Origin of the sequence: Leisingera aquaemixtae (assembly GCF_001458395.1) — a bacterium.
Classification (GTDB): domain Bacteria; phylum Pseudomonadota; class Alphaproteobacteria; order Rhodobacterales; family Rhodobacteraceae; genus Leisingera; species Leisingera aquaemixtae.
In genome coordinates, this window is the sequence record NZ_CYSR01000010.1 from 235,118 (window position 1) to 258,125 (window position 23,008).

The 23,008-nt window shown below is 66.5% G+C and carries 23 protein-coding genes, 1 other RNA gene and 1 riboswitch; of the genes, 11 read left to right on the forward strand and 13 right to left on the reverse strand.

Annotation, left to right across the window (positions count from 1 at the left end):
• Nucleotides 1–214: 214 nt before the first annotated feature.
• Entirely contained in the window at nucleotides 215–1,132 is a 918-nt protein-coding gene (gene ppk2 / locus PHA8399_RS04875; RefSeq protein WP_058285059.1) for a polyphosphate kinase 2, read from the forward strand.
• Nucleotides 1,133–1,215: 83 nt separating this feature from the next.
• Here ppk2 and PHA8399_RS04880 read toward each other — a convergent pair whose 3' ends face one another.
• On the reverse strand, nucleotides 1,216–2,259 hold the full coding sequence (locus PHA8399_RS04880) for a CAP domain-containing protein (RefSeq protein ID WP_058285060.1): 1,044 nt from the start codon (nucleotides 2,257–2,259) through the stop codon (nucleotides 1,216–1,218).
• 714 nt (nucleotides 2,260–2,973) lie between these two features.
• Complete coding sequence (rpsU, locus tag PHA8399_RS04885; protein ID WP_005614280.1) at nucleotides 2,974–3,180, reverse strand: 30S ribosomal protein S21; 207 nt, start codon at nucleotides 3,178–3,180, stop codon at nucleotides 2,974–2,976.
• Between the two features lie 116 nt (nucleotides 3,181–3,296).
• Between rpsU and PHA8399_RS04890 the strand changes: the two genes are divergently transcribed.
• Both PHA8399_RS04890 and PHA8399_RS04895 read left to right on the forward strand, forming a co-directional pair.
• Nucleotides 3,297–3,998 carry a COQ9 family protein gene (locus PHA8399_RS04890; RefSeq protein ID WP_058285061.1) on the forward strand — a complete coding sequence of 234 codons (702 nt, stop codon included), beginning with the start codon at nucleotides 3,297–3,299 and terminating at the stop codon, nucleotides 3,996–3,998.
• A 124-nt stretch (nucleotides 3,999–4,122) separates the two neighbouring features.
• Nucleotides 4,123–5,106, forward strand: coding sequence for an NAD(P)H-quinone oxidoreductase (locus tag PHA8399_RS04895; RefSeq protein WP_058285062.1), 984 nt, complete (start codon nucleotides 4,123–4,125; stop codon nucleotides 5,104–5,106).
• Nucleotides 5,107–5,166: 60 nt separating this feature from the next.
• On the opposite strand, the gene PHA8399_RS04900 is transcribed toward PHA8399_RS04895, so the two are convergent.
• Nucleotides 5,167–6,024 (reverse strand): DUF2189 domain-containing protein, encoded by an 858-nt coding sequence (locus tag PHA8399_RS04900; RefSeq protein ID WP_058285063.1) that lies wholly within the window; start codon nucleotides 6,022–6,024, stop codon nucleotides 5,167–5,169.
• A gap of 309 nt (nucleotides 6,025–6,333) precedes the next feature.
• Nucleotides 6,334–6,978, reverse strand: coding sequence for a ribonuclease T2 family protein (locus PHA8399_RS04905; RefSeq protein ID WP_058285064.1), 645 nt, complete (start codon nucleotides 6,976–6,978; stop codon nucleotides 6,334–6,336).
• Between the two features lie 144 nt (nucleotides 6,979–7,122).
• On the opposite strand from PHA8399_RS04905, the gene PHA8399_RS04910 reads away from it, so the two are divergent.
• Together PHA8399_RS04910 and PHA8399_RS04915 are read left to right on the forward strand one after the other, a co-directional pair.
• Nucleotides 7,123–7,890: a DUF1013 domain-containing protein gene (locus PHA8399_RS04910; protein WP_058285065.1), complete on the forward strand. Its 768-nt coding sequence runs from the start codon at nucleotides 7,123–7,125 to the stop codon at nucleotides 7,888–7,890.
• 308 nt (nucleotides 7,891–8,198) lie between these two features.
• Nucleotides 8,199–10,334: an ATP-binding response regulator gene (locus tag PHA8399_RS04915; RefSeq protein ID WP_058285066.1), complete on the forward strand. Its 2,136-nt coding sequence runs from the start codon at nucleotides 8,199–8,201 to the stop codon at nucleotides 10,332–10,334.
• Nucleotides 10,335–10,388: 54 nt separating this feature from the next.
• Here PHA8399_RS04915 and recR read toward each other — a convergent pair whose 3' ends face one another.
• A complete protein-coding gene (gene recR / locus PHA8399_RS04920; RefSeq protein ID WP_058285067.1) occupies nucleotides 10,389–10,988 on the reverse strand; it encodes a recombination mediator RecR in 600 nt (199 codons plus the stop codon).
• 134 nt (nucleotides 10,989–11,122) lie between these two features.
• Between recR and PHA8399_RS04925 the strand changes: the two genes are divergently transcribed.
• Nucleotides 11,123–11,626, forward strand: coding sequence for a GNAT family N-acetyltransferase (locus PHA8399_RS04925; protein WP_058285068.1), 504 nt, complete (start codon nucleotides 11,123–11,125; stop codon nucleotides 11,624–11,626).
• Between the two features lie 76 nt (nucleotides 11,627–11,702).
• Here the strand turns inward: PHA8399_RS04925 and PHA8399_RS04930 are convergent, their stop codons facing one another.
• The 3 genes from PHA8399_RS04930 to PHA8399_RS04940 are packed head-to-tail and all read right to left on the reverse strand — an operon-like array spanning nucleotide 11,703 to nucleotide 14,237.
• Nucleotides 11,703–12,047: a YbaB/EbfC family nucleoid-associated protein gene (locus tag PHA8399_RS04930; protein ID WP_058285069.1), complete on the reverse strand. Its 345-nt coding sequence runs from the start codon at nucleotides 12,045–12,047 to the stop codon at nucleotides 11,703–11,705.
• 10 nt (nucleotides 12,048–12,057) lie between these two features.
• Nucleotides 12,058–12,456 (reverse strand): hypothetical protein, encoded by a 399-nt coding sequence (locus PHA8399_RS04935; RefSeq protein ID WP_058285070.1) that lies wholly within the window; start codon nucleotides 12,454–12,456, stop codon nucleotides 12,058–12,060.
• Entirely contained in the window at nucleotides 12,432–14,237 is a 1,806-nt protein-coding gene (locus PHA8399_RS04940) for a DNA polymerase III subunit gamma/tau (protein ID WP_058285071.1), read from the reverse strand. Before PHA8399_RS04940 ends, PHA8399_RS04935 begins: the two co-directional genes overlap by 25 nt.
• Nucleotides 14,238–14,430: 193 nt before the next feature.
• On the opposite strand from PHA8399_RS04940, the gene PHA8399_RS04945 reads away from it, so the two are divergent.
• Nucleotides 14,431–14,973, forward strand: coding sequence for a protein-tyrosine phosphatase family protein (locus tag PHA8399_RS04945; RefSeq protein ID WP_058285072.1), 543 nt, complete (start codon nucleotides 14,431–14,433; stop codon nucleotides 14,971–14,973).
• Nucleotides 14,974–15,087: 114 nt separating this feature from the next.
• On the opposite strand, the gene PHA8399_RS04950 is transcribed toward PHA8399_RS04945, so the two are convergent.
• The gene (locus tag PHA8399_RS04950) at nucleotides 15,088–15,507 is read right to left on the reverse strand and encodes a hypothetical protein (RefSeq protein ID WP_058285073.1); all 420 of its coding nucleotides are present in this window, start codon (nucleotides 15,505–15,507) and stop codon (nucleotides 15,088–15,090) included.
• 106 nt (nucleotides 15,508–15,613) lie between these two features.
• A riboswitch (cobalamin riboswitch) is annotated at nucleotides 15,614–15,836 on the reverse strand.
• A gap of 18 nt (nucleotides 15,837–15,854) precedes the next feature.
• Nucleotides 15,855–16,463 (reverse strand): TetR/AcrR family transcriptional regulator, encoded by a 609-nt coding sequence (locus tag PHA8399_RS04955; protein WP_058285074.1) that lies wholly within the window; start codon nucleotides 16,461–16,463, stop codon nucleotides 15,855–15,857.
• 70 nt (nucleotides 16,464–16,533) lie between these two features.
• Here PHA8399_RS04955 and PHA8399_RS04960 point away from each other — a divergent pair, with 70 nt between their 5' ends.
• Nucleotides 16,534–17,412: an alpha/beta hydrolase family protein gene (locus PHA8399_RS04960; RefSeq protein ID WP_058285075.1), complete on the forward strand. Its 879-nt coding sequence runs from the start codon at nucleotides 16,534–16,536 to the stop codon at nucleotides 17,410–17,412.
• Between the two features lie 24 nt (nucleotides 17,413–17,436).
• On the opposite strand, the gene PHA8399_RS04965 is transcribed toward PHA8399_RS04960, so the two are convergent.
• Together PHA8399_RS04965 and nudC are read right to left on the reverse strand one after the other, a co-directional pair.
• Nucleotides 17,437–17,904: an SRPBCC family protein gene (locus PHA8399_RS04965; RefSeq protein WP_058285076.1), complete on the reverse strand. Its 468-nt coding sequence runs from the start codon at nucleotides 17,902–17,904 to the stop codon at nucleotides 17,437–17,439.
• A gap of 52 nt (nucleotides 17,905–17,956) precedes the next feature.
• Nucleotides 17,957–18,943: an NAD(+) diphosphatase gene (gene nudC, locus PHA8399_RS04970; protein WP_058285077.1), complete on the reverse strand. Its 987-nt coding sequence runs from the start codon at nucleotides 18,941–18,943 to the stop codon at nucleotides 17,957–17,959.
• 334 nt (nucleotides 18,944–19,277) lie between these two features.
• Here nudC and PHA8399_RS04975 point away from each other — a divergent pair, with 334 nt between their 5' ends.
• Nucleotides 19,278–21,134 (forward strand): 5'-nucleotidase C-terminal domain-containing protein, encoded by a 1,857-nt coding sequence (locus PHA8399_RS04975; protein WP_058285078.1) that lies wholly within the window; start codon nucleotides 19,278–19,280, stop codon nucleotides 21,132–21,134.
• A gap of 63 nt (nucleotides 21,135–21,197) precedes the next feature.
• An RNA gene (ffs, locus tag PHA8399_RS21835) (signal recognition particle sRNA small type) lies at nucleotides 21,198–21,296 on the forward strand.
• Between the two features lie 192 nt (nucleotides 21,297–21,488).
• Here ffs and PHA8399_RS04980 read toward each other — a convergent pair.
• Nucleotides 21,489–22,322 (reverse strand): prephenate dehydratase, encoded by an 834-nt coding sequence (locus PHA8399_RS04980; protein ID WP_058285079.1) that lies wholly within the window; start codon nucleotides 22,320–22,322, stop codon nucleotides 21,489–21,491.
• A gap of 118 nt (nucleotides 22,323–22,440) precedes the next feature.
• On the opposite strand from PHA8399_RS04980, the gene PHA8399_RS04985 reads away from it, so the two are divergent.
• The gene (locus tag PHA8399_RS04985) at nucleotides 22,441–22,947 is read left to right on the forward strand and encodes a c-type cytochrome (RefSeq protein WP_058285080.1); all 507 of its coding nucleotides are present in this window, start codon (nucleotides 22,441–22,443) and stop codon (nucleotides 22,945–22,947) included.
• Nucleotides 22,948–23,008: the final 61 nt, after the last annotated feature.

Here is a 23,008-nt window from a genome sequence, read left to right on the forward strand (position 1 = left end):
CCGGGCTTTTGGCTTGAATCCCGGCGGGATTTCCGGTTGCCTTAAAGGAAGCTGCCAACCCGCGGTCTCCGGTCCGGAGGCGCAAACGGCAGATGGTTTTCCGTTGCGCGCAGCCAGGTATTCCGCGGCTGTTCCGGCGGGATGACATCAAACATTCACATGCTGCCGGTAAAAGGCGGCGTTTGCACCACCTGACAAGGAAGGAACCCTGCCCGTGACCCGCGAATTTGAAACCGCATCCCTGGATTGGCTGGAAGCGGAGCTGCAGGACACGCTGGACGAGGATATCGAGATCGAGTTCTCCGAGCCGATGCTGAGCCAGGAGATCCGCAAGATTTATCGTGAGCAGCACCCGGAGATGCTCGACCGGCAGGTCTATTTCCGCAACCTCCTGCGGCTGCAGGCGGAGCTGATCAAGGTGCAGGACTGGGTGCAGCACACCGGCGCCAAGGTCTGCATTCTGTTCGAGGGCCGCGATGCGGCCGGCAAGGGCGGGGTGATCAAGCGGATCACCCAGCGGCTGGACCCGCGGGTGGCGCGGGTGGTGGCGCTGCCGGCCCCGAACCGCCGCGAGCAGAGCCAATGGTATTTCCAGCGCTACGTGCCGCATCTGCCTGCGGGCGGCGAGATCGTGCTGTTCGACCGCTCCTGGTACAACCGCGCGGGCGTCGAGCGGGTGATGGGCTTTGCCAGCGACGACCAGGTCGAGCAGTTCTTTCAGGACGTTCCGGAATTCGAGAGGATGCTGGTGCGGTCGGGCGTCATCCTGCTGAAATACTGGTTCTCGATCACCGACGAGGAGCAGCAGCTGCGGTTCATGATGCGCATTCACGACCCGATGAAACAGTGGAAGCTGTCGCCGATGGATCTGGAGAGCCGGATCCGCTGGGAGCAGTACACCAAGGCCAAGGAGGAGATGTTCAAACGCACCAACATCCCCGAGGCGCCCTGGTATATCGTCGAGGGCAACGACAAGAAGCGCGAGCGGCTGAACTGCATCGAGCACTTGCTGACCAAGATTCCTTATGAGGAGGTGCCGGGCGAGAAGGTGGTGCTGCCGGACCGCAAGTACAATCCGGATTACGAGCGCCAGGTGCTGCCGGATGAGCTGTACGTGCCGAAAATTTATTGAGGCTTGAAGCCCCGGGCGCCGCAGCCCGCACATGAAAAAAGGGCGCGCCGCAGCGCGCCCTTTCGCGGTTTGCCCGGTGGGGATCAGAACAGGAAGTCGCCTGCGCTGAGGTCTTGGGAGGTGATGCCTGCCAACAGCATGCTGTCGCCGTCAATATCGGTGATCAGCAGGCCGTTTGCGGTCTGGCTGGTGTGGCTGTTCATCAGGTCGGAGTAGCTGGTGATGCCATCCGCCGCGCCCAGGTCGATGCGCTCGCCGCTGGCATTCGGGTTGAAATCGGTGACGGTGTCGTTGCCGCTGCTGAAGACAAAGATGTCAGCGCCGCTTTTGCCGGCCAGCCGGTCATTGCCCGAACCGCCGTCCAGGGTGTCGGAGCCGCTGCCGCCAATCAGCTTGTCCCTGCCGCCGCCGCCGTTCAGATCGTCCGCGCCGCCGCCGCCGCGCAGAACGTCGTTGCCGGCACCGCCATCCAGGCCATCGCTGCCGGCCCGGCCAAGCAGCTTGTCGCGGCCGCCATTGCCGCTGAGGCTGTCGCTGCCGCCGCTGCCGGTCAGGGTGTCATTGCCGCCCAGACCGTCCAGGCTGCCCGCGCTGCTGAGGGTCAGGATGTCATCGCCGGCGGTGGCGCCGGTGCCGGTGCTGCCGCCGGACCCGCCGCCGGAATTGCCGCTGTCGAGCTGCAGCGGCGCGCTGGTCTTGGCGAAGTTCTGGGTGACCATGACGGCGTCCCAGCCGTTGAAGCTGCCCTGTTCGATGCCGATGCCGATCACCTCGACATTGCCATTCAGGATGTTGGCGCGGTGGCCGGGGCTGTTCATCAGCGAATTGTGCAGGTCGACAACGTCATCGGCGAGACCGGCGGCGCCGCGCTCGCTTTGCCAGGCGATGTTTTCGGCCCAGGTCCAGCTGCCGGAAAAGACAAAGCCTGCGTCCTTCATCCGGTCGCCCGCGCTGGAGCCGCCAGCGCCGGTGTGGGAGAACACGTCCTGCTGCAGCATCCAATCGCTGTGATCTTCCGACGAATCGTTGAGGCGCAGCTCCAGCTGCACTGGATTGAGCCCGCGCGAAGTGCGCTCAGCGTTGATCAGGTCGAGCATCTGGCGCTCGAGTTCGCTTGCCTGTGACATCGTGTACTGCTCCGTGAGTGTGCCGGCTGTGCGGCGGTGCGCCAACCGGTTAACGGAAAACAAGAGGGCTGAAAGGGCGGCAGGGGGCAGAGGCGGGTTTGCGGCAAAGCTCTGCCCGAAGCGCGGGGCGCGATACGCGGAAACCTGCGCGTGAAGCACTGGCGAGCGGTCCGCATCCGCCGCAGGCGCCATCCCGCCGCCGGACGGGGCCGGGGAGGGGCGGGGTGCGGCAGGGGATTCGGCCTCTGGCTGCCGGGCGGTCGAGCAGAGGGGGATTTTCCAGCGGAGGGAACAGGAAGGCCGGGCGCCGGCGGGGGAAGCTGGCGGCGCCCGGCATCTATGGAAACCCGGAGAGGCGTGCCTTGTTTGCAGGGACCAAGACGGGCGCCGGTATTAAGGGGGGGGACGCAGCCTGCCCCGGGTTTCAGAGTTCCGGGTGTTCCAGTCCCGGGCGGCGGGAGCAAAGTTAGGGAAACGCATCAGACTTGCCCGGCCGCAGTCCCTGTATAGCAGAACGGAAAGAAGAAATACACCCTAAAGATGTAATCTGAAATATCTCACGATTTTTGCGTGTGCTGCAAATTGCGCGGGCCGTGCGTGCAGCCGGTACAAATGACAAACCCCCGGGCGGGGCCGCGGGGGTCGTCTGATCTTATGTTCCGGCAGGTCCGGGGACCGCCGTAGTGCTGTCCAAAGCTGGAGAGCAAGGTATGCTTACAGCAGACCTTCGCGCTGGGCTTTCTTGCGTGCCAGTTTACGGGCACGGCGGATCGCTTCAGCTTTCTCGCGCGCTTTTTTCTCGGACGGCTTCTCGAAATGTTGCTTGAGCTTCATTTCGCGGAAGACGCCTTCACGCTGCAGCTTTTTCTTCAGGGCACGAAGCGCCTGATCGACGTTGTTGTCGCGAACACTAACCTGCATGTGGTTTTCACCACCTTTCTAAGTTGAGTTGCAAGGATTTGCAGGAAGTGGCCGTATAGCAAAGCGCGCTTATTTTGTCTAGTAGGGTGTCAGAACACTGCCATCTGGAGGGTGAGATGACCGAAGACCAGGATCACGCGCAGGGCGATATCAGGGAAAAACTGCTGGATGCGGCACTGTTGCATGTGCCGTTTGACGGCTGGACGGAGGTGACGTTCCGCGCCGCCTGCCAGGACGCGGATGTGCCGGAGGTGCTGGCCCATGCGGTCTGCCCGCGCGGCGGAGTGGAGCTGGCGCTGGCCTATCACGCGCGCGGCGATTCGCGGATGCTGGAACGGCTGGCGGCCGAGGATCTGTCCGGCCTGCGGTTCCGTGACAAGGTGGCGGCGGCGGTGCGCTTCCGGCTGGAGGCGGTTGACGACAAGGAGGCGGTGCGCCGCGGCACCACGCTGCTGACGCTGCCGCAGTATGCCGGCGACGGGGTCAAGGCGATCTGGAACACCTGCGACCTGATCTGGGAGGCGCTGGGCGACGGCTCGGACGATCTGAACTGGTACACCAAGCGCGCCTCGCTGGCAGGGGTCTATTCCGCCACGGTGCTCTACTGGCTGGGCGACGACAGCCTGAACCACCAGGCAACCTGGGATTTCCTGGACCGGCGCATCGACAATGTGATGGATTTCGAGAAGCTGAAGGCCGGGCTGCAGAAGAACCCGCTGCTGAAGCCGTTCCTGGTGGGGCCGAACTGGCTGGCGGAGCAGATCAAGCCGCCGAAAGACCGCGATGATCTCCCGGGGTCGCTGAACCCGCGGCGCTGAGCCGGACACAGGTTGACTGGCCGGACGGACCTGTCCGCAAAGCGCGCCGGCTGCGGCGCCTTTGCTGTTTGCGCATACCCGGGCGGGTGCTAGGCAAGGGGCAAGGATCAGGAGGATGTTTCCGATGACAGAGATGATGCGCGCGGTGGAGATCAGCAAGCCCGGCGGGCCGGAGGTGCTGCAGCTGTGTGAACGCCCGGTGCCGCGGGCGGGGCATGGCGAGGTGGTGATCAAGGTGGCCTATGCCGGGGTGAACCGCCCCGACGCGCTGCAGCGCGCGGGCGCTTACGATCCGCCCAAGGGCGCCAGCGACCTGCCGGGGCTGGAAGCCTCGGGCGAGGTGGTGGCCGTGGGCGCGGGCGTTGGCGGTATCAGCGAAGGCGATCAGGTCTGTGCGCTGCTGCCCGGCGGCGGATATGCGGAATATGTGGCGACGCCTGCGGCGCATTGCCTGGCCGTCCCGGAAGGGCTGGACCTGAAACAGGCGGCCTGCCTGCCGGAGACCTTCTTTACCGTCTGGTCCAATGTCTTCACCCGCGGCGGCCTGAAGGCGGGCGAGCGGTTCCTGGTGCATGGCGGCTCTTCCGGGATCGGCACCACCGCGATCCAGCTGGCGCGGGAGTTCGGGGCGCGGGTGTTTGCCACGGCCGGTTCGGATGAAAAGTGCCAGGCCTGCCTGGACCTGGGCGCAGAGCGCGCGATCAACTACCGCGATGAGGATTTCGTCCAGGTGATGCAAAGCGCGGGCGGTGCCGATCTGGTGCTGGACATGGTCGGCGGCGATTACATTCCGCGCAACGTCAAGGCCATGGCCGAGGGCGGGCGGCTGGTGCAGATTGCCTTCTTGCAGGGGCCGAAGGTGGAACTGAACTTTGCCCTCATGATGGTGAAACGGCTGACGCTGACCGGCTCGACGCTCAGGCCGCAAAGCGACCTGGCCAAGGCGCGGATTGCGCAGGATCTGCGCGAGGCGGTCTGGCCGCTCATTGAGGCGGGCAAGGTTGCGCCGGTGATGGACAGCGAATTTGCGCTGGAGGACGCGGCCGCGGCGCACGCCCGGATGGAAAGCTCCGGCCATATCGGCAAGATCGTTCTGAAAGCCGGGTGATGCCCTGGGGGCACGCGAAAGGGCCGGCAGATCTGCCGGCCCTTTTAGTCTGCGCGGCAGTTACTGCACGGCGCGCCGGTACAGGTGCCAGGTGGCATGGCCCAGCACCGGCACCACGATGATCAGCCCGGCCAGGAACGGGATCGCGCCGATTACCAGCGCGGATCCGACAAGCGCGCCCCAGGTCATGCAGACCACGGGGTTCTTGCGCATCACCCTGATCGAAGTGGCCACCGCCACCGGCAGGCCCACGTGGCGGTCCAGCAGCAGCGGGAAGGACACGATGCTCATCGCCAGTGCGGCAAAGGCAAACACTGCGCCCACAGCTCCGCCTGCGATGGCCATGATCCAGCCTGCGCGGGTAGTCAGCACGTCGGTGGCGAAGCTTGCGATCGAGGCCGGCGGCTCCGGCCCCAGGGTGCGGCTGTAGATCATGTCCGCCGCCACCAGCCAGATGACGAACAGCGCCGCCAGATACAGCCCGAGCACCAGAATGGCGCCAAAGGCCGGTGAACGGATGACGCTGAAGGCATCCACCCAGCGCGGCTCCAAACCTTCTTCGCGGCGCTTGGACATTTCATAGAGGCCGATCGCTGCGACCGGCCCGAGGATCGCAAAGCCCATGATCATGGGCACGATCAGCGGCAGCAAGTTCATCGACAGGCTCATCACGATCAGCGCGATGCCGATGAGCGGATAAAACAGCACCAGGAACATCGCGTCGCTGCGGCAGGCGGCAAAGTCCTCCAGACCCGCGGCCAAAGAATGGATGATGTCATCCATGCTCAGGTCGCGCGCCTGCGGCAGCTCCCGGACACCGTCGCTGCCCATTTCGCCAACCGTTTCACTGATATGGTGCCCGGTGGTTTCTGCACCCTGCAGAAGCCAGCTGAGCGGGTTACCGATTGTCTTTGCCATGCGCTTCCTCCTCCTCGCTGACCAAAACGGAAGTGCCGTTCAGGCAGGGCCGGGCGCGGCACGTGGGTTTATTGTAGCACGAAACGCGGCAAAGTCCGCTTCACAGCGCCTTTACTGCGGCGCGAGAAGAAGGGCGCCTTGCGGCGCCGGCCTCCGGCGGGAGTATTTGCGGAAAGATGAAACGGCGGCGGCTCAGGCCGCTCGCCCTGCAGCACTGCGGCGCCAGCTTCATCTTTCGCCGAAATACTCCGGGGTGAATTGGCCGAAAGGCCAAGAGGGGCAGCGCCCCTGCCTGGCCTGCACGCAGGGTCAGCGTACCGGCGCGAAGCGGGCGTTTTTTAGAGTGCAGTCCTTGATCGCATCGCGTCCGCAGGGGACGGGGGAGAGCGTTTTGGACAGGCAGATGCGGGCCTCCTGGATGGCGCCGTCCCGGCAGGTGATGGTCAGGCTGTCGCGCGACAGGGAGGGGTTCTCTTTCAGAAACGCATCTTCAACCACCGATGCGGGCAGGCTGACGGGTTTGTCCAGCTTGCGGAACACGGCGGGGCGGGTGACAGCGGCATAAGCCGCGCGCATCGCGCCGTAATAGTCCCGCGCGCTGAGGCCCGAGCAGGTGCCGTGTTTCTTCCACTGATGCCAGGCCAGGCCCGCGCTGCCCATGATGTCCGCCATCTCCCGGCTCATGGCGCGGCTCGGCGGCGCCTCAGCCGTGCGGCAATAGCTGGGCCAGCCGCGGTGGTACTGCGGCCAGAGCCCGTGCAGGGTCCATCCGTGATCGTGGCGGGCATCGCATTGGTCCGCGCCTTTGGCGTCGCCCTCCTGCGCGCACCAGTTCGGCGACCAGCTGAGCGCCAGCACGTAATAGTCGAACTCTCCCGCCGGCTCGCCCTCCGCCGCCGCAAGGGCGGCAAAACCGGTCAAAACAGCCGCCAAACCCAGCAATAACTTGCGCATTGGCCTCTTTCCTTATGAAATCAAGCTGACTATATAGGGCAGAAGTTCCCCGACAACGGAAACCTGCCCCGCCAGCCGGGGACGCCCTTTCAGGCGGCGGGAGAGATGTATCCGGGGATCAAGGTGTTTTAAGGAGATGAGCACATGGCAAAACCGTTGATGGCCAAGGCAACCGCCGTGTGGCTGGTGGACAATACCACGATCAGCTTCAAGCAGATCGCCGATTTCGTGGGCATGCACGAGCTGGAGATCCAGGGCATCGCCGACGGCGAAGTGGCGGTGGGCGTCAAGGGGTTTGACCCGGTGGCTAACAACCAGCTGACCCAGGACGAGATCGACAAGGCGCAAGGCAACCCGCTGCACAAGCTGAACCTCAAGTTCAACCCGGCGGCGGCCGGCGAGGAAAAGCGCCGCGGCCCGCGCTACACCCCGCTGTCCAAGCGCCAGGACCGCCCGAACTCGATCCTGTGGCTGGTCAAGTTCCACCCGGAACTCAGCGACGGTCAGATTGCCAAGCTGGTGGGCACCACCAAACCGACCATCCAGTCGATCCGCGAGCGCACCCACTGGAACATCGCCAACATGCAGCCGATCGACCCGGTGGCGCTGGGCCTGTGCAAGCAGTCCGAGCTGGACGCCGCGGTGCAGAAGGCGGCGGCCAAGAAAGCAGCCGAAGGCGGCGTTATGAGCGACGACGAGCGCCGCAAGCTGGTGTCCACCGAGCAGTCGCTGGAAATGGACGCGGAGCCGAAGATTCCGAGCGCCATCGAAGGGCTGGAGACCTTCACCCTGGGCGGCGGCTCCTCCGATGAGGACGAGAAGAAGGAAGAGGATATCCGCGACGCCGACAGCTTCTTCAACCTGCCCTCAGGCGGCGACGACGAGGATGAGGACGAAGACTCCCGTCTCTGATCCTGCGGGGGCTCCGCGCCCCGGTTCGGGAAAATCATTAAAAAGCCGCAGATCCGGTGCTCCGGATTTGCGGCTTTTTCTGTTAGAATCGAGTCTCTAAGTTACAAGATGTTGACTATGCGCTGCCGATTTGCGCAGCATGATGTTGCGGGGCAATCGTGTTCCAGGTTGCCTGCGGTCAGTGAAGTCTGGGGGCGCCCTCGCCAAAAAGGGCGGTTTCCCACTGTGTCAGGGACGAATGTTAACGAGTGTTGCCAGCGGGCCGGTGCAGGACGCCAGCCTGCACGGGGATGGCAGGAGTACGGGATATGGACGCATCGGGGGTACCGCAGCTGGGGGACAGCTGCGGTTTGAATCTGGGGGCGCTGGCAGGCCTGCACGGGCTGGATTTCTGCCAGGAATTTGCGGGGCAGCTGGCCCGGGGAACGGGCGCGGATCTGGTGACCGTCGGCGAGCTGAGGGTCCGGGAGAGCCGGCGCATCAGGGTGCTGGCCAGCAGTTTCGACGGGCTGCCGCTGGGGGATTTCGAATATGACATGCGCGGGGCGCCGTGCCGCGACGTGGTGCTGAGCGCTGCGCCGCAGGTGCATCCTGGCCGGGTGCCGGAGCTGTATCCCGACGGCGGGATGTTCATCGAGGAAGGCCTGCGCAGCTATGCGGGGGTGGCCCTGAAGGATCCGGACGGCGCGGCCTGCGGCCTGGTGCAGGCAGCCTGGCGCGAAAACATCGGCGACGGTTTGGCGCAGCAGGCGGTGGCGGTGATGCAGCAGTTTGCACCGCGGCTGGGCGCGGAGATTGCGGGCCTGCGGCGGCTGGCAGCCCTGGCGGCGCTGGCGGCGGGGCCGGGCAGCAGCTGTCCGCGGGCGGCCGTGCGGCAGATTGCACAGGTGTTGCAGGGCGCGCTCCGGGTGCGCGGGGCTTTTGTTGCTGAATGCACCGCGGGCAGGCCGGACCGAGGCCGGGTGGCGGCGTGCTGCATCGGCGGGCGGCTGGCGGATGCGGCTGAAGGCCGGGCTGTGCGCTATGATGCCGCCGGAGCGCGGCTGCCGAATGGCTGGGAGGCCGTTCAGCTGCCCGAGGGTCTGCGGCAGGCGCTGCCGCAACAGCCGCAGAACCGGGCTCGTTCCCTGCAATTCTGTTTTGGCTATCTGCTGCGGGATGCGGACGGCGCGGTGACGGGATGGCTTGGGCTGCTGCATGACCGCGGCATCGGGGCGGAGGCGCTGGAGCCGGATCTGACGGCGCTGATTGCCGCCCGCTGCGGCCAGGAGCTGCGCCGCAGCGCCGCCCGGCAGCGGCGCCAGCAGGCGGCGGCGGCACAGCTGGTCCGGCACAAGGCCGAGAGCCTGGGGCGGCTGGCGGGGGCCATCGCGCATGAGTACAACAATCTGCTGGCCTGGATGCAGGGCAGGGCTGAGCTGGCGATGGCGAATCTGGAGGCCGCGCATCCGGCGGAGCAGCATCTGCAGGCGGTGGAGCAGGGCCTGCGGGCCTCAGCCGGGCTGGTGCGGCAGCTGACAGGCTTTGTCAGGGGCGCCAGCGGTCCGGTGCCTGCGCCCTGTGATCTCAACGCTATCGTGCATGAGGCGATGGAGCTGGTGCCCCTGGCGTGCCGGAAGGGCAAGGCGGTGGTGCTGGATCTGGCCGAAGGCGTGCAGGCGGCGCATCTGGACCCGGAGGAGGTGCGCGAGCTGCTGCTGAACCTGGTGCTGAACGCCGCGGAGGCCATCGGCCCAGGCGCGGGCACCATCACGGTAAAAACCCGGCGCACCTGCCTGGACGCCGCTGAGCGGCGGCGGCTGCTGAAGGGGCGCAGGATGGCGGCGGGCGACTGCCTGCTGCTGGAGGTTAGCGACACCGGCGGCGGCATGGGGCCGGACATGCTCACCCGGATCTTTGACCCGTTCTATACCACCAAGCCCGGCGGCCGCGGCCTGGGCATGGCAGTGGCGCTGGGCATCATCGGCCGCCATCAGGGCGGGCTGTCGGTGGAGAGCCGCGAAGGCGCGGGCAGTGTCATCCGCTGCTATTTCCCGGCTTGTGCGGCGGCAGCGGCGGCGGTGCCGCCGGCTGCGGCAGGGCGTGCTGCCGCGGTGCGGCGGATTCTGGTGGTGGATGACGAGGACACCGTGCGCCGCGCGGTGGCGGGGCTGCTGCAGCTGCGCGGCTGCGAGGTGGCGCAGGCAGACGGGTATGACGCGGCGCTGGCCCTGCTGGACGCGAAGGGGCCGTTTGACGGTGCGGTGATCGACATGAGCATGCCGGGGCGCGGCGGCTGGGAAACGCTGGCGGGCCTGCGGGCGGCGCAGCCCGGCTTGATGGCTGTGATGATGAGCGGTTTTGCAATCAGCGCAGCAGCGGCCGGGTTTCCGGACCTTGCGGATGTGCAGGTGCTGGACAAGCCCTTCACCAAGGAAAAGCTGTACAAGGCGCTGTTCCGTTAAAGGGTGGGCTGATCCGCAGTGCCGTGGTGCTGCGCGCAGGACGCTCCCGCGCCGTCAGATTTCCTTACGCGCGCTGAGAGCCGCGGAGATGGTGCCGTCGTCCAGGTAATCCAGCTCGCCGCCGATCGGCACCCCTTGCGCCAGCGAGGTCAGTTTCACCTGCCCCTGCAGCTGGTCGGCGATGTAATGGGCGGTGGTCTGGCCGTCGATGGTGGCGTTCAAGGCCAGGATCACCTCGCTGACGCCTTCGGTGGCGACCCGGTCCACCAGCCGGGGAATGCGCAGATCCTCCGGCCCCACCGCATCCAGCGCCGACAGGGTGCCGCCCAGCACATGGTAGCGGCCCTTGAACACGCCCGCGCGCTCCATCGCCCAGAGGTCGGCGACATCCTCGACCACGCACAGCTCGCCGTTGGCGCGCCGTTCGTCGGTGCAGATCGGGCAGATCTCGCTGGTGCCGGCATTGCCGCAGTTGAGGCATTCGCGCGCCGTTGCCGCCACCTCGCTCATCACGTCGGCCAGGGGGGTCAGCAGCAGTGCCCGCTTGCGGATCAGATGCAGCACCGCGCGCCGGGCCGAGCGCGGCCCCAGCCCCGGCAGCTTGGCCATCAGGGCAATCAGGTCTTCGATTTCGCTGGTGGAGTTCTTGATCATGCCGCGGGCCCTTTTCTTCCCAGCCATATAGGCTGATCGGGGCAGGGAAGCGCAAGGGCCGGGCAGGAAAATGTTCGGGGTTTGTTTTTCCGCGGGTCGGGTCTATGCCCTAGCATGACTGAGGGAGGGGCGGCATGGAAAACGGCAAATCGTGGGAGGATAACGGGGTCCGGCAGCTGCGGTTTGCCCGGCTGACGGAAGTGCCGCCGCAGGAGATTGCCCGTCATATGAGCGACCCGCGGATGGCAGAGCATATGCCGCTGCTGACAGGGGCCTGGGACGCCGCCGCTGCCAGGGATTTCGTGGCCGCGAAGGAATCCTGCTGGCGGCGCGACGGGCTGGGCCATTGGGCGTTTCTGCGCGGCGAGGATTACCTCGGCTGGGGCGGGTTTCAGAAAGAAGGAGCCGAGTGGGATTTCGGTCTGGTGCTGCGGGCGGATTGTTTTGGACTGGGGCCGGCCATTGCCCGCAAGGCGCTGGCGTTTGCCCGTCAGGATCCGCGTATCCCCTTTGTCACCTTCCTGCTGCCGCCGACGCGGCGCCACATGCGCCCGCTGGCGCGGCTGGGCGCGGTGCAGACCGGGGAAGTCCAGTACCAGGGGCAGCAGTTCCTGAAGTTCCGGCTGGAGACGCGGTGAGGCGGGCCTGTACAGGCAAAAGAAAAGGCGGCTCCGGGTCGCCGGGCCGCCTTTTGCAAATGGATATCTGTGCCGCTTAGAACGGCAGCTTGATGTCCTTGGGCAGGCCCATGCTTTCGGTCAGCTTGGTCATCTCTTCCTGCGCTTTCTCGGCCGCTTTGGCCTGAGCGTCCTTGATCGCGGCCAGGATCAGGTCCTCGACCACTTCCTTGTCGTCGCCGTTGAAGATCGACGGGTCGATGTCCAAGCCTTTCAGGTCGCCCTTGGCGGACGCGGTTGCCTTGACCAGGCCCGCGCCGGCCTCGCCGGTCACCATGACGTTGTGCAGCTCTTCCTGCATCTGCGCCATCTTGGTCTGCAGTTCCTGTGCCGATTTCATCATCTTGGCCATGTCGCCAAGACCGCCGAGGCCTTTAAGCATCTGTGTTCTCCTAAGTGCGGGGGCGCAGGGCGCCGTAAGTCATCCCCGCACATATCGCAATTGCGAGCGCAATGAACAAGTGGGGGGAGGCTGTGCAGTCCTGGATTATGCCGAGGACGTTCTTATCGTCAAAGAAAAGCTCATGATTATCGACGGCTATGACGAATGCCAGAACGCCCCAAAACGCGCCCGCGAGTGCAAACGGCAGGCGCTTTCTGCTGTACAGCGCGAATCCGGCAAGGGCGAAAAGGGTCAATGCAACAGGCTTGGCCGAGAGCCGCAGAAGCACTTCCCGCGCGCTTTCAATGGTTTCGTCCGGTGCATAGCAGGTGCTGGCGAAGGCGGCCGCCGGCAAGGTGAGCCAGAGGGCCGTCAGGCAAACCGTTACTCTTCCTCGAACGGATCCCATTCATCCTCCACCTCGGGCAGGGCGTCGGCGGCGACTTCGGCGGCCAGTTCCTCCGGCGTGCGGATGCGGGTGATCTTGGCCTTGGGGAAGCTTTCCAGCACCGCCTGCACCAGCGGATGCGCGGTGGCCTTCTCGCGCAGGGCGTTCTCGGCGGCGTCGCGGATTTCGGCAATGGTGGGGGCGTCGCCATCCGGCGCGATGGAGACTACCCAGCGGGCGCCGGTCCAGTTCTGCAGCGCGGAACCAAGCCGGGCAGCCAGATCGCGCGGCGCCTGTGCCGAAGGGGTGAATTCGATCCGGCCAGGCTGGTAAGAGACCAGCCGCACGCCGGTTTCGACCTCGACCAGCAGTTTCACATCGCGGTTGGTGCGGATCAGTTCGACCACATGCTCAAAACTCGGGTAGCGGGCCAGCGCGGAGCTGACCTGCGGCGCCAGCGCCATCACCGTGCCGCCGCCGCCACGGGCCATTGGCGCGCCGCCGGCCGGACCGCCTTGGGCGCTGGCGGGCGCGGTGCCGCCAAGCGCCGGAGCGCCCATGCCCTGCATCGGCGCACCGCCGCCGGGACCGGATGGCGGCAGCGGCGGGGGCGGGGTGTCCTGCAGTTTGCGGATCAGTTCCTCGGGCGAGGGGAGGTCGGCCACATGGGTGATGCGGATCACCGCCATTTCCGCCGCCATCATCGCGTTCGGGGCGGCGGCGACTTCCTCCAGCGCTTTCAGCAGCATCTGCCACATGCGGGTGAGGACGCGCATCGGCAGCGCGCCGGCCATCGCCTGCCCGCGGGCACGCTCATCCGGGCTGACGGTGGGGTCTTCCGCCGCGTCGGGGGTGATTTTCACCACTGAGACCCAATGGGTGATCTCGGCCAGATCGCGCAGCACCGCCAGCGGGTCGGCGCCTTCGGCGTACTGGCCGCTGAGTTCGGTGAGCGCTGCTGCCGCGTCGCCGCGCAAGATCATGTCCATCAGGTCCAGCACCCGGCCGCGGTCGGCTAGGCCCAGCATGGCGCGGACCTGATCGGCGGTGGTCTCACCGGCGCCGTGGGAAATCGCCTGGTCCAGCAGCGAGGTCGCATCGCGGGCGGAGCCTTCGGCAGCGCGGGTGATCAGCGCCAGCGCGTCGTCGGCAATCTGGGCACCCTCAGCCGTGGCGATCTTGTGCAGGAGTGCAATCATCACCTCCGGCTCAATCCGACGCAGATCGAAGCGCTGGCAGCGGCTGAGCACCGTCACCGGCACCTTGCGGATCTCGGTGGTGGCGAAGATGAACTTCACATGCGCGGGCGGCTCCTCCAGCGTCTTCAACAGCGCGTTGAAGGCGGAGGTCGACAGCATGTGGACCTCGTCGATGATGTAGATCTTGTAGCGGGCGGAGGCCGCGCGGTACTGCACCGAGTCGATGATCTCGCGGATGTCGTTGACGCCGGTGCGGCTGGCGGCGTCCATCTCCATCACGTCCACATGGCGGCCTTCCATGATCGCCGTGCAATGCTCGCATTTGCCGCAGGGGTCGGTGGTGGGGCCGCCCTGGCCGTCCTCGCCGACGCAGTTCATGCCCTTGGCGATGATCCGCGCGGTGGTGGTTTTGCCGGTGCCGCGGATGCCGGTCATGATGAAGGCCTGGGCGATGCGGTCGGCCGCAAAGGCGTTTTTCAGCGTCCGCACCATGGCGTCCTGGCCCACCAGATCGGCAAAGGTCTCGGGCCGGTATTTGCGGGCCAGAACCTGATACTGGGATTGGCCGGTGCCGCCGGTGGTGCCGCTGGGGATGTCGTTCATGATCTCTCGTGCCGGATTCGGATTGCGGGCGCCCCGCGTTGCGCGCAGGGTATTGAACCGCAGCCCGTTCGTCCACCGCAGAAGGGCGCAATCCGGGGCCGCAAAAGGGCTTTGGCATTGCGCGGTTAACGGCTAGGCTGCTGGGGCGGGGCAACGCGGGGGACAGCAGGAGCGCAGCGGCTAAGGAGGCGGTATGCGATCTGAAGAAACCTCTGAACCAGCAGCGCCGGACACGGCGGCGCCGGTCGGGCTGACCATCCACGCGCTGTCTGCGGGCGGCGGCATTCTGGCGCTGTGCCGGCTGCCCGGCGCGGAGGGCGATTACCGGGGCGACCTGATCCAGATCTATCAATGGAAGCCGGGGCTGGTGTTTTCAATGACCACCGAGGCCGAGCACGTGGCCGCCGGTGCGCCGCGGCTGGGGGTGGATATCCAGAGCATGGCCTGCCGCTGGGTGCATCTGCCGGTGCCGGATTTCCAGGTGCCGCCGCCTGCGGTGGCGGCGAAATGGCCTGCGGCCAGCCAGTCGGCGCGGCAGGCGCTGGCGGGCGGCGGCCGGGTGCTGGTGCATTGCCGGGGCGGCTGCGGGCGGTCCGGCATGGCGGTGCTGCGGCTGATGATCGAATGCGGCGAGGATCCGGCGCTGGCGCTAACGCGGCTGCGGGCGGTCAGGCCCTGTGCGGTGGAGACCGAGGCGCAGCTGGATTGGGCCTGCGCGGGGCAGGTGGCAGGTTAGATCGCAGGGTCATCCAAATTGACTTTCGCCCGGCCGATAGGCCGGGCTGCAACCGAGCTTCCGCACGGGAGGGCGCAGCCGCCCCCTCACAGGCTTGGGCGCAGCCCTTAGAGCTTAGATAATTTTGTGCTCAAAACGCCTCATCTGCTCAGCCTGCTGCGCCTCTGCGGGTTTCGGCAGCGCTTCCATCAGCGCGCAGGGGCGGGCGTCCAGTTTGGACGCCGCAAAGCCGGTGCCGTCGCGGTTGAGGATGGCATCGGCAAAACGGTCGAGGCCCTCGCGCGGGGCGTCCTCGCCAACGCCGCAGAACAGGCGGATCCGGTCGTGGCTGGCCACGAACTGCGCCGGGCAATTGCGCGGGCAGCCATCCAGCGCGGTGGTGCCGGCGATCTCGAAATCCTCCTGGGTCAGGGGCTTGGCCTTGGTCATCGCCTCGGCCAGCTTGCCGATCATCCGCTCTGCCGCGGGGCAGGGGCGCCCCAGATACTTGCAATCCGTTGCCGCATAGAAATGCGTTGTGTCCGTCCACATCATATTTGCGCCCTCCGCGCGTGGTGCGGGGGCAGAAGACAAGAGACCGGATGAGAAAGCGGGAGTCCCGCGGTGCCATCAGACCCTGTCCGGACACCCCGCCCGGGTTCGAGTTACACGTTCGATGGCAGGTCTCCTGACTTGCGGGTCGTCGCTGTCCCGATCCTTCCCGGCCTCTTTACGGGCCAGTGGCTCTATCGGGGTCGCTCGCCGCTTACAGTTGCGGGGGCAGTCGCGGAATTGGCCTTGCCTGGGGCGGGGCCGCACCGTGTTCCCTTTTCATCCCGGACACAAGATTCTGTGGCACGGGAACCATCACCACAAGCGGTAGCGGTTGGTTCCCTGAGTCGTCAATCGGTTTTCTGCGGCGGCATTTGCATCTGGGTGTGCAGGGCGCGGATCACATCCGAGTCGCGCCGCACCCGCGCCAGCTGCCAGCCGCCCTGCAGCAGGATATAGAAATTCTCCGCCGCCGCGCGCGCCTCCTCCTGCGGCAGGCCCAGGCGCTGGGCGTGGCGGGCGGTGGCGGCGATCCAGCTTTCGAACAGATCCGCGGCGTGCTGGCGGAAGGCGTCGTTCTCCGGCCCGGCGAACAGGGTTGCAGAGACCGGGCAGCCGCTCCACTTGCCTTGCTTGTCAAAGAGTTTGGCCAGTTTGTAGCAGACCGTCGTGGCCCCGGCCCGAAAGCTGGGCGCCGGGGCGAAGGCGGCGTCGATCAATGCCAGCATCTGATCCGAGGCCCAGGTGGACGCCGCCAGCGCAAGGTCGGATTTGCCGTTGGGGAAATGGTGGTAGAGCGAGCCCTTGGGCGCCCCGGCTACGGCCAGAAGCTCCGCCAGGCCGGTGCCGTTGTAGCCCTTGTTGCGGAACAGTTCGGCCGCAGCGCGGATCAGCCGGTCCCGGGTCGGGGCCGTGGCCTGGCTGCTGGCAGGCGGGCTGGCTGTCGTTACGTCAGTCATGGCGGCAGCTTGACAGCATTAGACCAATTGGTCCAGTCAGGAAGTGGACCAATTGGTCTAGGAGGCTGCCATGCTGGACAGACACGCAGAACATACCGCCGGTATCCGGGAGGAAGCGCTGCGCTTTGCGTCCGGGGAGGCCGTGCTGGCGGGGCAGCTGTACCATCCGGGCGGGACGGCGCGGGCGGCGGTGGTGCTGAACGGCGCAACCGGGGTGCCGCAGCGGTTTTACCGGCATTTTGCGCGCTGGCTGGCAGCGGAGCAGCAGATTGCCTGCCTGACCTTTGACTACACGGATTTCGGGGACTCGGCGCGGGGACATCCGCGCCGGTCCAAGATCACAATGGCCGATTGGGCGCTGGCGGATCAGCCTGCTGCCCGGGCCGAAATGCGGCGGCACTATGCGGGCGTGCCGTTGTGGGTGATCGGCCATTCGCTGGGGGCGATGCTGATGCCCCTGCAGAATGATCTTGAGGACGTCGCCCGCATGATCGTGGTTGCGGGCGGCTTGGTGCATCACCACGATCATCCCTGGCCCTACCGTGCGCTGGCACTGGCTTTCTGGTTCGGCCATGTGCCGCTGGCGGTCCGTGCCCTGGGGTATCTTCCCGGGCGTGCGGTGGGGTTCGGGGCCGATTTGCCGGCGGGGGTTTACTGGCAATGGCGGCGCTGGTGCACCACCCGGGGCAGCTATCTGCCGGAGACCGGCCAAAGCCTGCCGCTGCCCCGCTGGGCAGAGACCGGCATCCCGGTGGATTTGTTTGCGCTGGCAGATGATGACGTCGTGCCGCCGCCGGCCGTTTGGCGGCTGGGCGAGGTTTTTGGCGGCGCAAACCAGCGCCGCACGGTTCTGGCGCCGCGGGATCTGGGGCTGAAGGCAATCGGCCATCTGGGCGCGTTTGCCCGCGAGAATGCCGCGCTGTGGCCGCGGCTGCTGCCGCAGCCCTGACCTGTTGCGGCGCGGCGCAGCGGCTTAGGCGGTGCGTTTCAGCCGCTCTTCGGTGAATTTGGCGAATTCCGCCAGCCGCAGCTTGAACCGGCTGGTCAGCTTGCTGCGCGCAAGCTTCAGCGATTGCACCAGCAGGCGGCCAGTCAGATTGGTGGGTGACAGCTCCAGCTGTACCGCCATCCGCGTCCGCTGCGGCGACAGCGCCAGCAGTTCGATCTCCATCCGGCCGTCGATGCCGCTGCCGCTGCCGGTCAGGGCCAGCCCGGTCTCCGGCGTATAGGACGCCAGCGTCAGCCGGATCTCGCGCGGCTTGCCGCGGAAGCTGAAATTCAGATCCCAGGCCAGCCCGTTCTCAGGCTGTGAGAGGTCGCCGGTGCGCTGCAGCTCGACGCCGCGGCGCAGGGCGGAGCGCTCCATCAGCTCAAAATCGGAGATTGCGCCGAACACCTCTGCAATCGGGGCTTCGATATCTTCTTTGCTTTTTATCTTCATGTCTGCCTGCCTCAGCTGCGCCGTCCGGCTGCGGTTTGGGGCAATATGCGCCCTAGTCCAGCGTGTCCGCAAGCCAGTTCTTCAGCAGGAAATGGGCAATCGCCCCTTCCCGCGCGGGCTTCAGCACCGGATGTTCGCCTGCAAAGACGGTCATCATCTCCTGGCGGCTGACCCACAGCGCGTCTTCGATCTCGGACGGGTCGATGGTGATGCCGCGGCTCAGCGCCTCGCCTGCGCAGCCGAACATAAGCGACATCGGAAAGGCCCAGGGCTGCGAGGAGAGGTAGCTGACGCGGCCGACTTTGACGCCGGTTTCCTCCAGCACCTCGCGGCGCACCGCTGCCTCCAGCGTCTCGCCGGGTTCGACAAAGCCTGCGAGCAGCGAATACATCCCTTCGGGCCAGCCGGGCGAGCGGCCCATCAGCACTGAATCGCCATGGGTGATCAGCATGATCACAACCGGATCGGTGCGCGGGAAATGCGGTGCCTTGCAGGCCGGGCAGATGCGCTGCCAGCCTGCTTGCGCCACATCGCTGGGCGCACCGCAGCAGGCGCAGAACCGGTGGCTGCGGTGCCAGGCCAGCATCGCCTTGGCGGTGGAGGCCAACTCGGCCTCCAGCGGCGTCAGGCGGGTCATCACCCGGCGCAGCTCGGCAAACACATGGGCGGGCGGCAGATCCGGGTGCTGCTGTTCGCTGGCATCGGCAAAGCTGTTGAGCGCGTCCGGGTCCAGTCCTTCGGGCTGCCAGCCGCTGAGATCGCAGGCAAAGCAGGGGGCGCCGCCGGGGGTGAGGCCAAGGAACAGCGCCGTGTCCCGGCGGCTGGCGGCCAGCGGATGGTCCGGCGCGGTCCAGGCCAGGCCGCAGGGCAGGTTTGCGTCTTCTGCGCGCCGGGCCAGTGGTTTGCCGCGCCACATCAGCAGCACCTGGGCCTGCGGGCTGGTCCAGGCGGCGTCCAGCGCGGCGGCGTCGGTGCGCAGATGCGCGGCGCGGTCCAGCCCGCCGCCGCCGCCGAAAGTCACCTGTTCTGCGCGTTTCATGGCGGCTCTCCTTTGGCTGGCGGCAGGGCGCCGTGGCTGCCGGGTGAAATGATCCAATCCATGACAGTGTGCCGCAGGCGGTGCCAGCATTCCGCTGCGATCTGCGCTTGCCTGTCGCTGCACCGCCACACCTGCCCGGCCGCCGCGGGGGCTATTGCCAGCAAACCATGGTGCAACCGAGCCGCAGCGCATGGGCGAGCGGAAAAAGTTAACAGAGCGCTTAAAGGAGTTATTGCAAATCCTTAAATCGCTGATTCAAATAGCCGCTAATCAAGAATGGCGCCGAATGGTGCGACAGGAGCGGCGGGCAGGCGGTGTCAGCAGAGATTCGGACATGACAGGCGGGGCAGGGGCTCCGGAGACCCGGCCCGCTGGGGTGCTGCGCGTGCTGGCGACCACGGACCTGCACTGCAACCTGCTGAGCCACGATTACTATGCCGACCGTCCGGATCCGGCCATTGGCCTGTCCCGGGTGGCCAGCCTGATCCGCCGGGCGCGGGCCGAGGCGGCGGAACAGGGCGCGGCCTGCATCCTGGTCGACAACGGCGATGGCCTGCAGGGGTCGCCGCTGGGGGACATCGTGCCCGAAGCCCCGGGGCCGCATCCGCTGGCGCGGGCCTTTCAGGTACTGGAATATGACGCGGCGGGCCTGGGCAATCACGACTTTGACTTTGGCCTTGCGGCGCTGGCGGGGGTGCTGCGGGACATGCCGTGCCCGGTGCTGTGCTCCAACCTGACCGCCGTGCAGGCGGAAATTGACCTGCCGTTTGCGAAAACGGCGGTGCTGGAGCGGCAGATCCCGGGCTGCCCCGGGCTGCCGCCGGTGCGGATCGGGCTGCTGTCGGTGCTGCCGCCGCAGACGCTGATCTGGTGCGGCCGGGCGCTGGAGGTTCAACTGGCCGCAACGGGCATCGTGGAGACCGCCGAGGGGGAGGCCCGGCGGCTGAGGGAGCAGGGCTGCGATCTGGTGCTGGCGCTGGCGCACACCGGGATTGCTGCCGGGACCGGTGCGGACAGCAGCGAGAACGCGCTGGAGCAGCTGGCGGCACTGCCCGGGATTGACGCGGTGGTGGGCGGCCATACCCATTTGACGCTGCCCGGACCGGAGCACGCCTTTGCCAAACCGGTGGTGATGCCGGGGGCGCATGGATCGCATCTGGGGGTGATCAGCCTGGAGCTGGAGTACGGCGATGCGGGCTGGCGGCCCGCCGGCGGCAGCGCCAGCCTGCGGCCGGTGGCGCAGACGGGGCGCTCCGGTGCTGCTGTGCCGCTGGCGGAGGAGGAGCCAAGCTTCACCCGGGCGCTGGCCGCGGATCATGCCCGCACCCTGGAGCGGATGCGGCAGCCCGCGGGCTACAGCCCGGTGGCGATGCATTCCTATTTCACCTTCTTTGCGCCCGACCGGGGGCTCGCGCTGGTCGCCAGCGCCCAGGCGGCTGCGGTGCGGCCGCTGCTGCGGGGCACCGCGGCGGAAGCCCTGCCGCTGCTGTCTGCCGCGGCACCGTGCAAGTTCGGCGGCCGCTCCGGCCCACACTATTATACCGACATAGCAGCCGGGGATCTGTGCGCCCGCAATATTGCCGATCTGCAGGTGTTCCCGAACGAGCTGCGGGTGGTTGCGGTCACCGGCGCGCAGCTGCGGGAGTGGCTGGAGATGTCGGCGGGGCTGTTCAACCGGGTCGCGCCCGGCAGCCGCGGCACATTGCTGGCCGATCCGCAGCGGGCGGGGCACCATTTCGATGTGATCTTCGGGCTGACCTATCAGATCTGCCTGTCGCAGCCGCCGCGCTATTCCGCCAGCGGAGAGTGCATCAATCCCTCGGCGCAGCGGATCCTGGATCTCAGCTGGAACGGCCGTCCGGTGGCACCGGAGCAGTGCTTTGCGGTTGCCGCCAACAGTTACCGGGTCAGCGGCGGCGGCAGCTTCCGGATGCTGCACGCGGTGGAGGAGCTGCCGCTGGCGCCGATGCGGATCCGCCAGGCGGTGCGCGACTATATCGCCGGGCAGCTGCCTGCGGACCCGCTGGCGGAGGCACCCTATCCCTGGCAGCTGGCGCCGATGCCCGGCACCAGCGCGGTGGCTGTGACCGGGCCGGGCGCGGCTGCGCATCTGGACGAGCTGCCCGCCGGGCTGGCAGAGCCGCGCGGGTTCGGCAGCGGCGGCTTCTGGGAGATTGAACTGAACCTTTGAGCCTGTGACCGCAGGCCGGGCACGGCCCTTGCCAATCCCGGCGGCGGTCCTTATATCGGGATTCGAGAGGTTGGCGCGGGCAGGCGCCTCGCCAACCTGGTCAGGTCCGGAAGGAAGCAGCCACAACGAGCCCCGCTTGGGTCGATGTCCAGCCTCTCACTTTACTCCCCCGCACAGAATGCAGAACGGAACCGCTCCCGCCCGCTACGGCGCAATCAAAGATTGCACCGCCGCCGTTGGGCCCGGCGCCGCGCTGCCGCGCGGCGGGGTCCGCTGCTTCATCTGGCTGAAAATATCCTGGGGTGAATTGGCCGTGAGGCCAAGAGGGGCAAAGCCCCTCAGCCTTTTTTGCGCTCAGAACCGGCCGTTGTCTGCCGGGTAGACGCCGAGGATTTCCACATTGGTGGTGAAATAGCTCAGCTCATCCATCGCCAGCTGCACATTGGCATCATCCGGGTGGCCTTCGATGTCGGCATAGAACTGGGTGGCGGTGAACGACCCGTCGACCATGTAGCTCTCCAGCTTGGTCATGTTGATGCCATTGGTGGCAAAGCCGCCCATCGCCTTATACAGCGCCGCCGGGATGTTGCGCACCTGAAAGACAAAGCTGGTGATCATGTTGTGGGCGCCGCGGCGGGTGTAATCAATATCTTTCGCCATGATCAGGAAGCGGGTGGTGTTGTCGCCGTTGTCCTCGATATGGCGGGCCAGCACGTCCAGCCCGTAGATCTCGCCCGCCAGCTCGCTCGCTAGCGCGGCAGAGTGGATGTCGCCGGCTTCGGCCACGTCACGGGCGGCGCGGGCATTGTCGGGGCTGACGCGGCCCCGGATGCCATGCTCGCGCAGGAAGCTGGCGCATTGCGGCAGCAGCACCAGATGCGAATGCGCCTCGCGGATGTCTTCCAGCTTGGCCCCCGGCACTGCCAGCAGGTTGATATGCACCCGCACAAAGGCCTCGTCGACGATGTGCAGCCCGCTGTGCGGCAAGAGCCGGTGGCTGTCGGCGACACGGCCATAAGTGGAGTTCTCCACCGGCAGCATTGCCTGTTCCGCCTCGCCGCTGCGCACGGCCTCCAGAATGTCCTCGAACGTGCGGCAGGGCAGCACCTCCATGCCGGGGCGGGCAATGCGGCAAGCCTCGTGGCTATAGGAGCCAAGCTCCCCCTGAATGGCGATTTTGCGGCTCATGGGTGTGTTCCCCGTGCAAAACTTCAAGATTTGGGCGTTTCGTCGCGCTGTCTATACCTTGCCACTTGCAAGGGGAAGCCTTAGACACCCCAGCAGACAGCTAAATGGACTCGCGATCATGTTTGACACGATGACCCTCACCAAAGCGACCGCAGGCGTCTGCGGCGCGTTCCTGGTATTCCTTCTGGGCAAATGGGGCGCAGAAGTACTGTATCACATGGACAGCCACGGTGAGGCTTCCTATGTGATCGAAGTTGCCACAGACGATGGCGCCGGCAGCGATGAGCCGGAAGTCAGCTTTGCAGAGCTGATGGCCGCCGCCGACCCCGCCAAAGGCGCCAAGGTGTTCAAGAAATGCTCCGCCTGCCACAAGCTGGCAGATGGCGCCAACGCAACCGGCCCGTATCTGTACGGCGTGGTTGGCCGCGACATCGCCGCCGCGGCGGGCTTTGGCTATTCCGGCGCGCTGACCAGCCTCGAAGGCGCTTGGACCCCGGAAGAACTGGACGCGTTTCTGGCCAAGCCGTCGGCCTATGCCTCCGGCACCACCATGTCGTTCTCCGGCCTGAAGAAGCAGAGCGACCGGGTGGATCTTATCGCTTATCTGGACAGCCTGGACGACTGATCCGGACCGCTGTCCCAGCTATCCACAAAAAGAAGCCGCTGCGATTTGCAGCGGCTTTTTT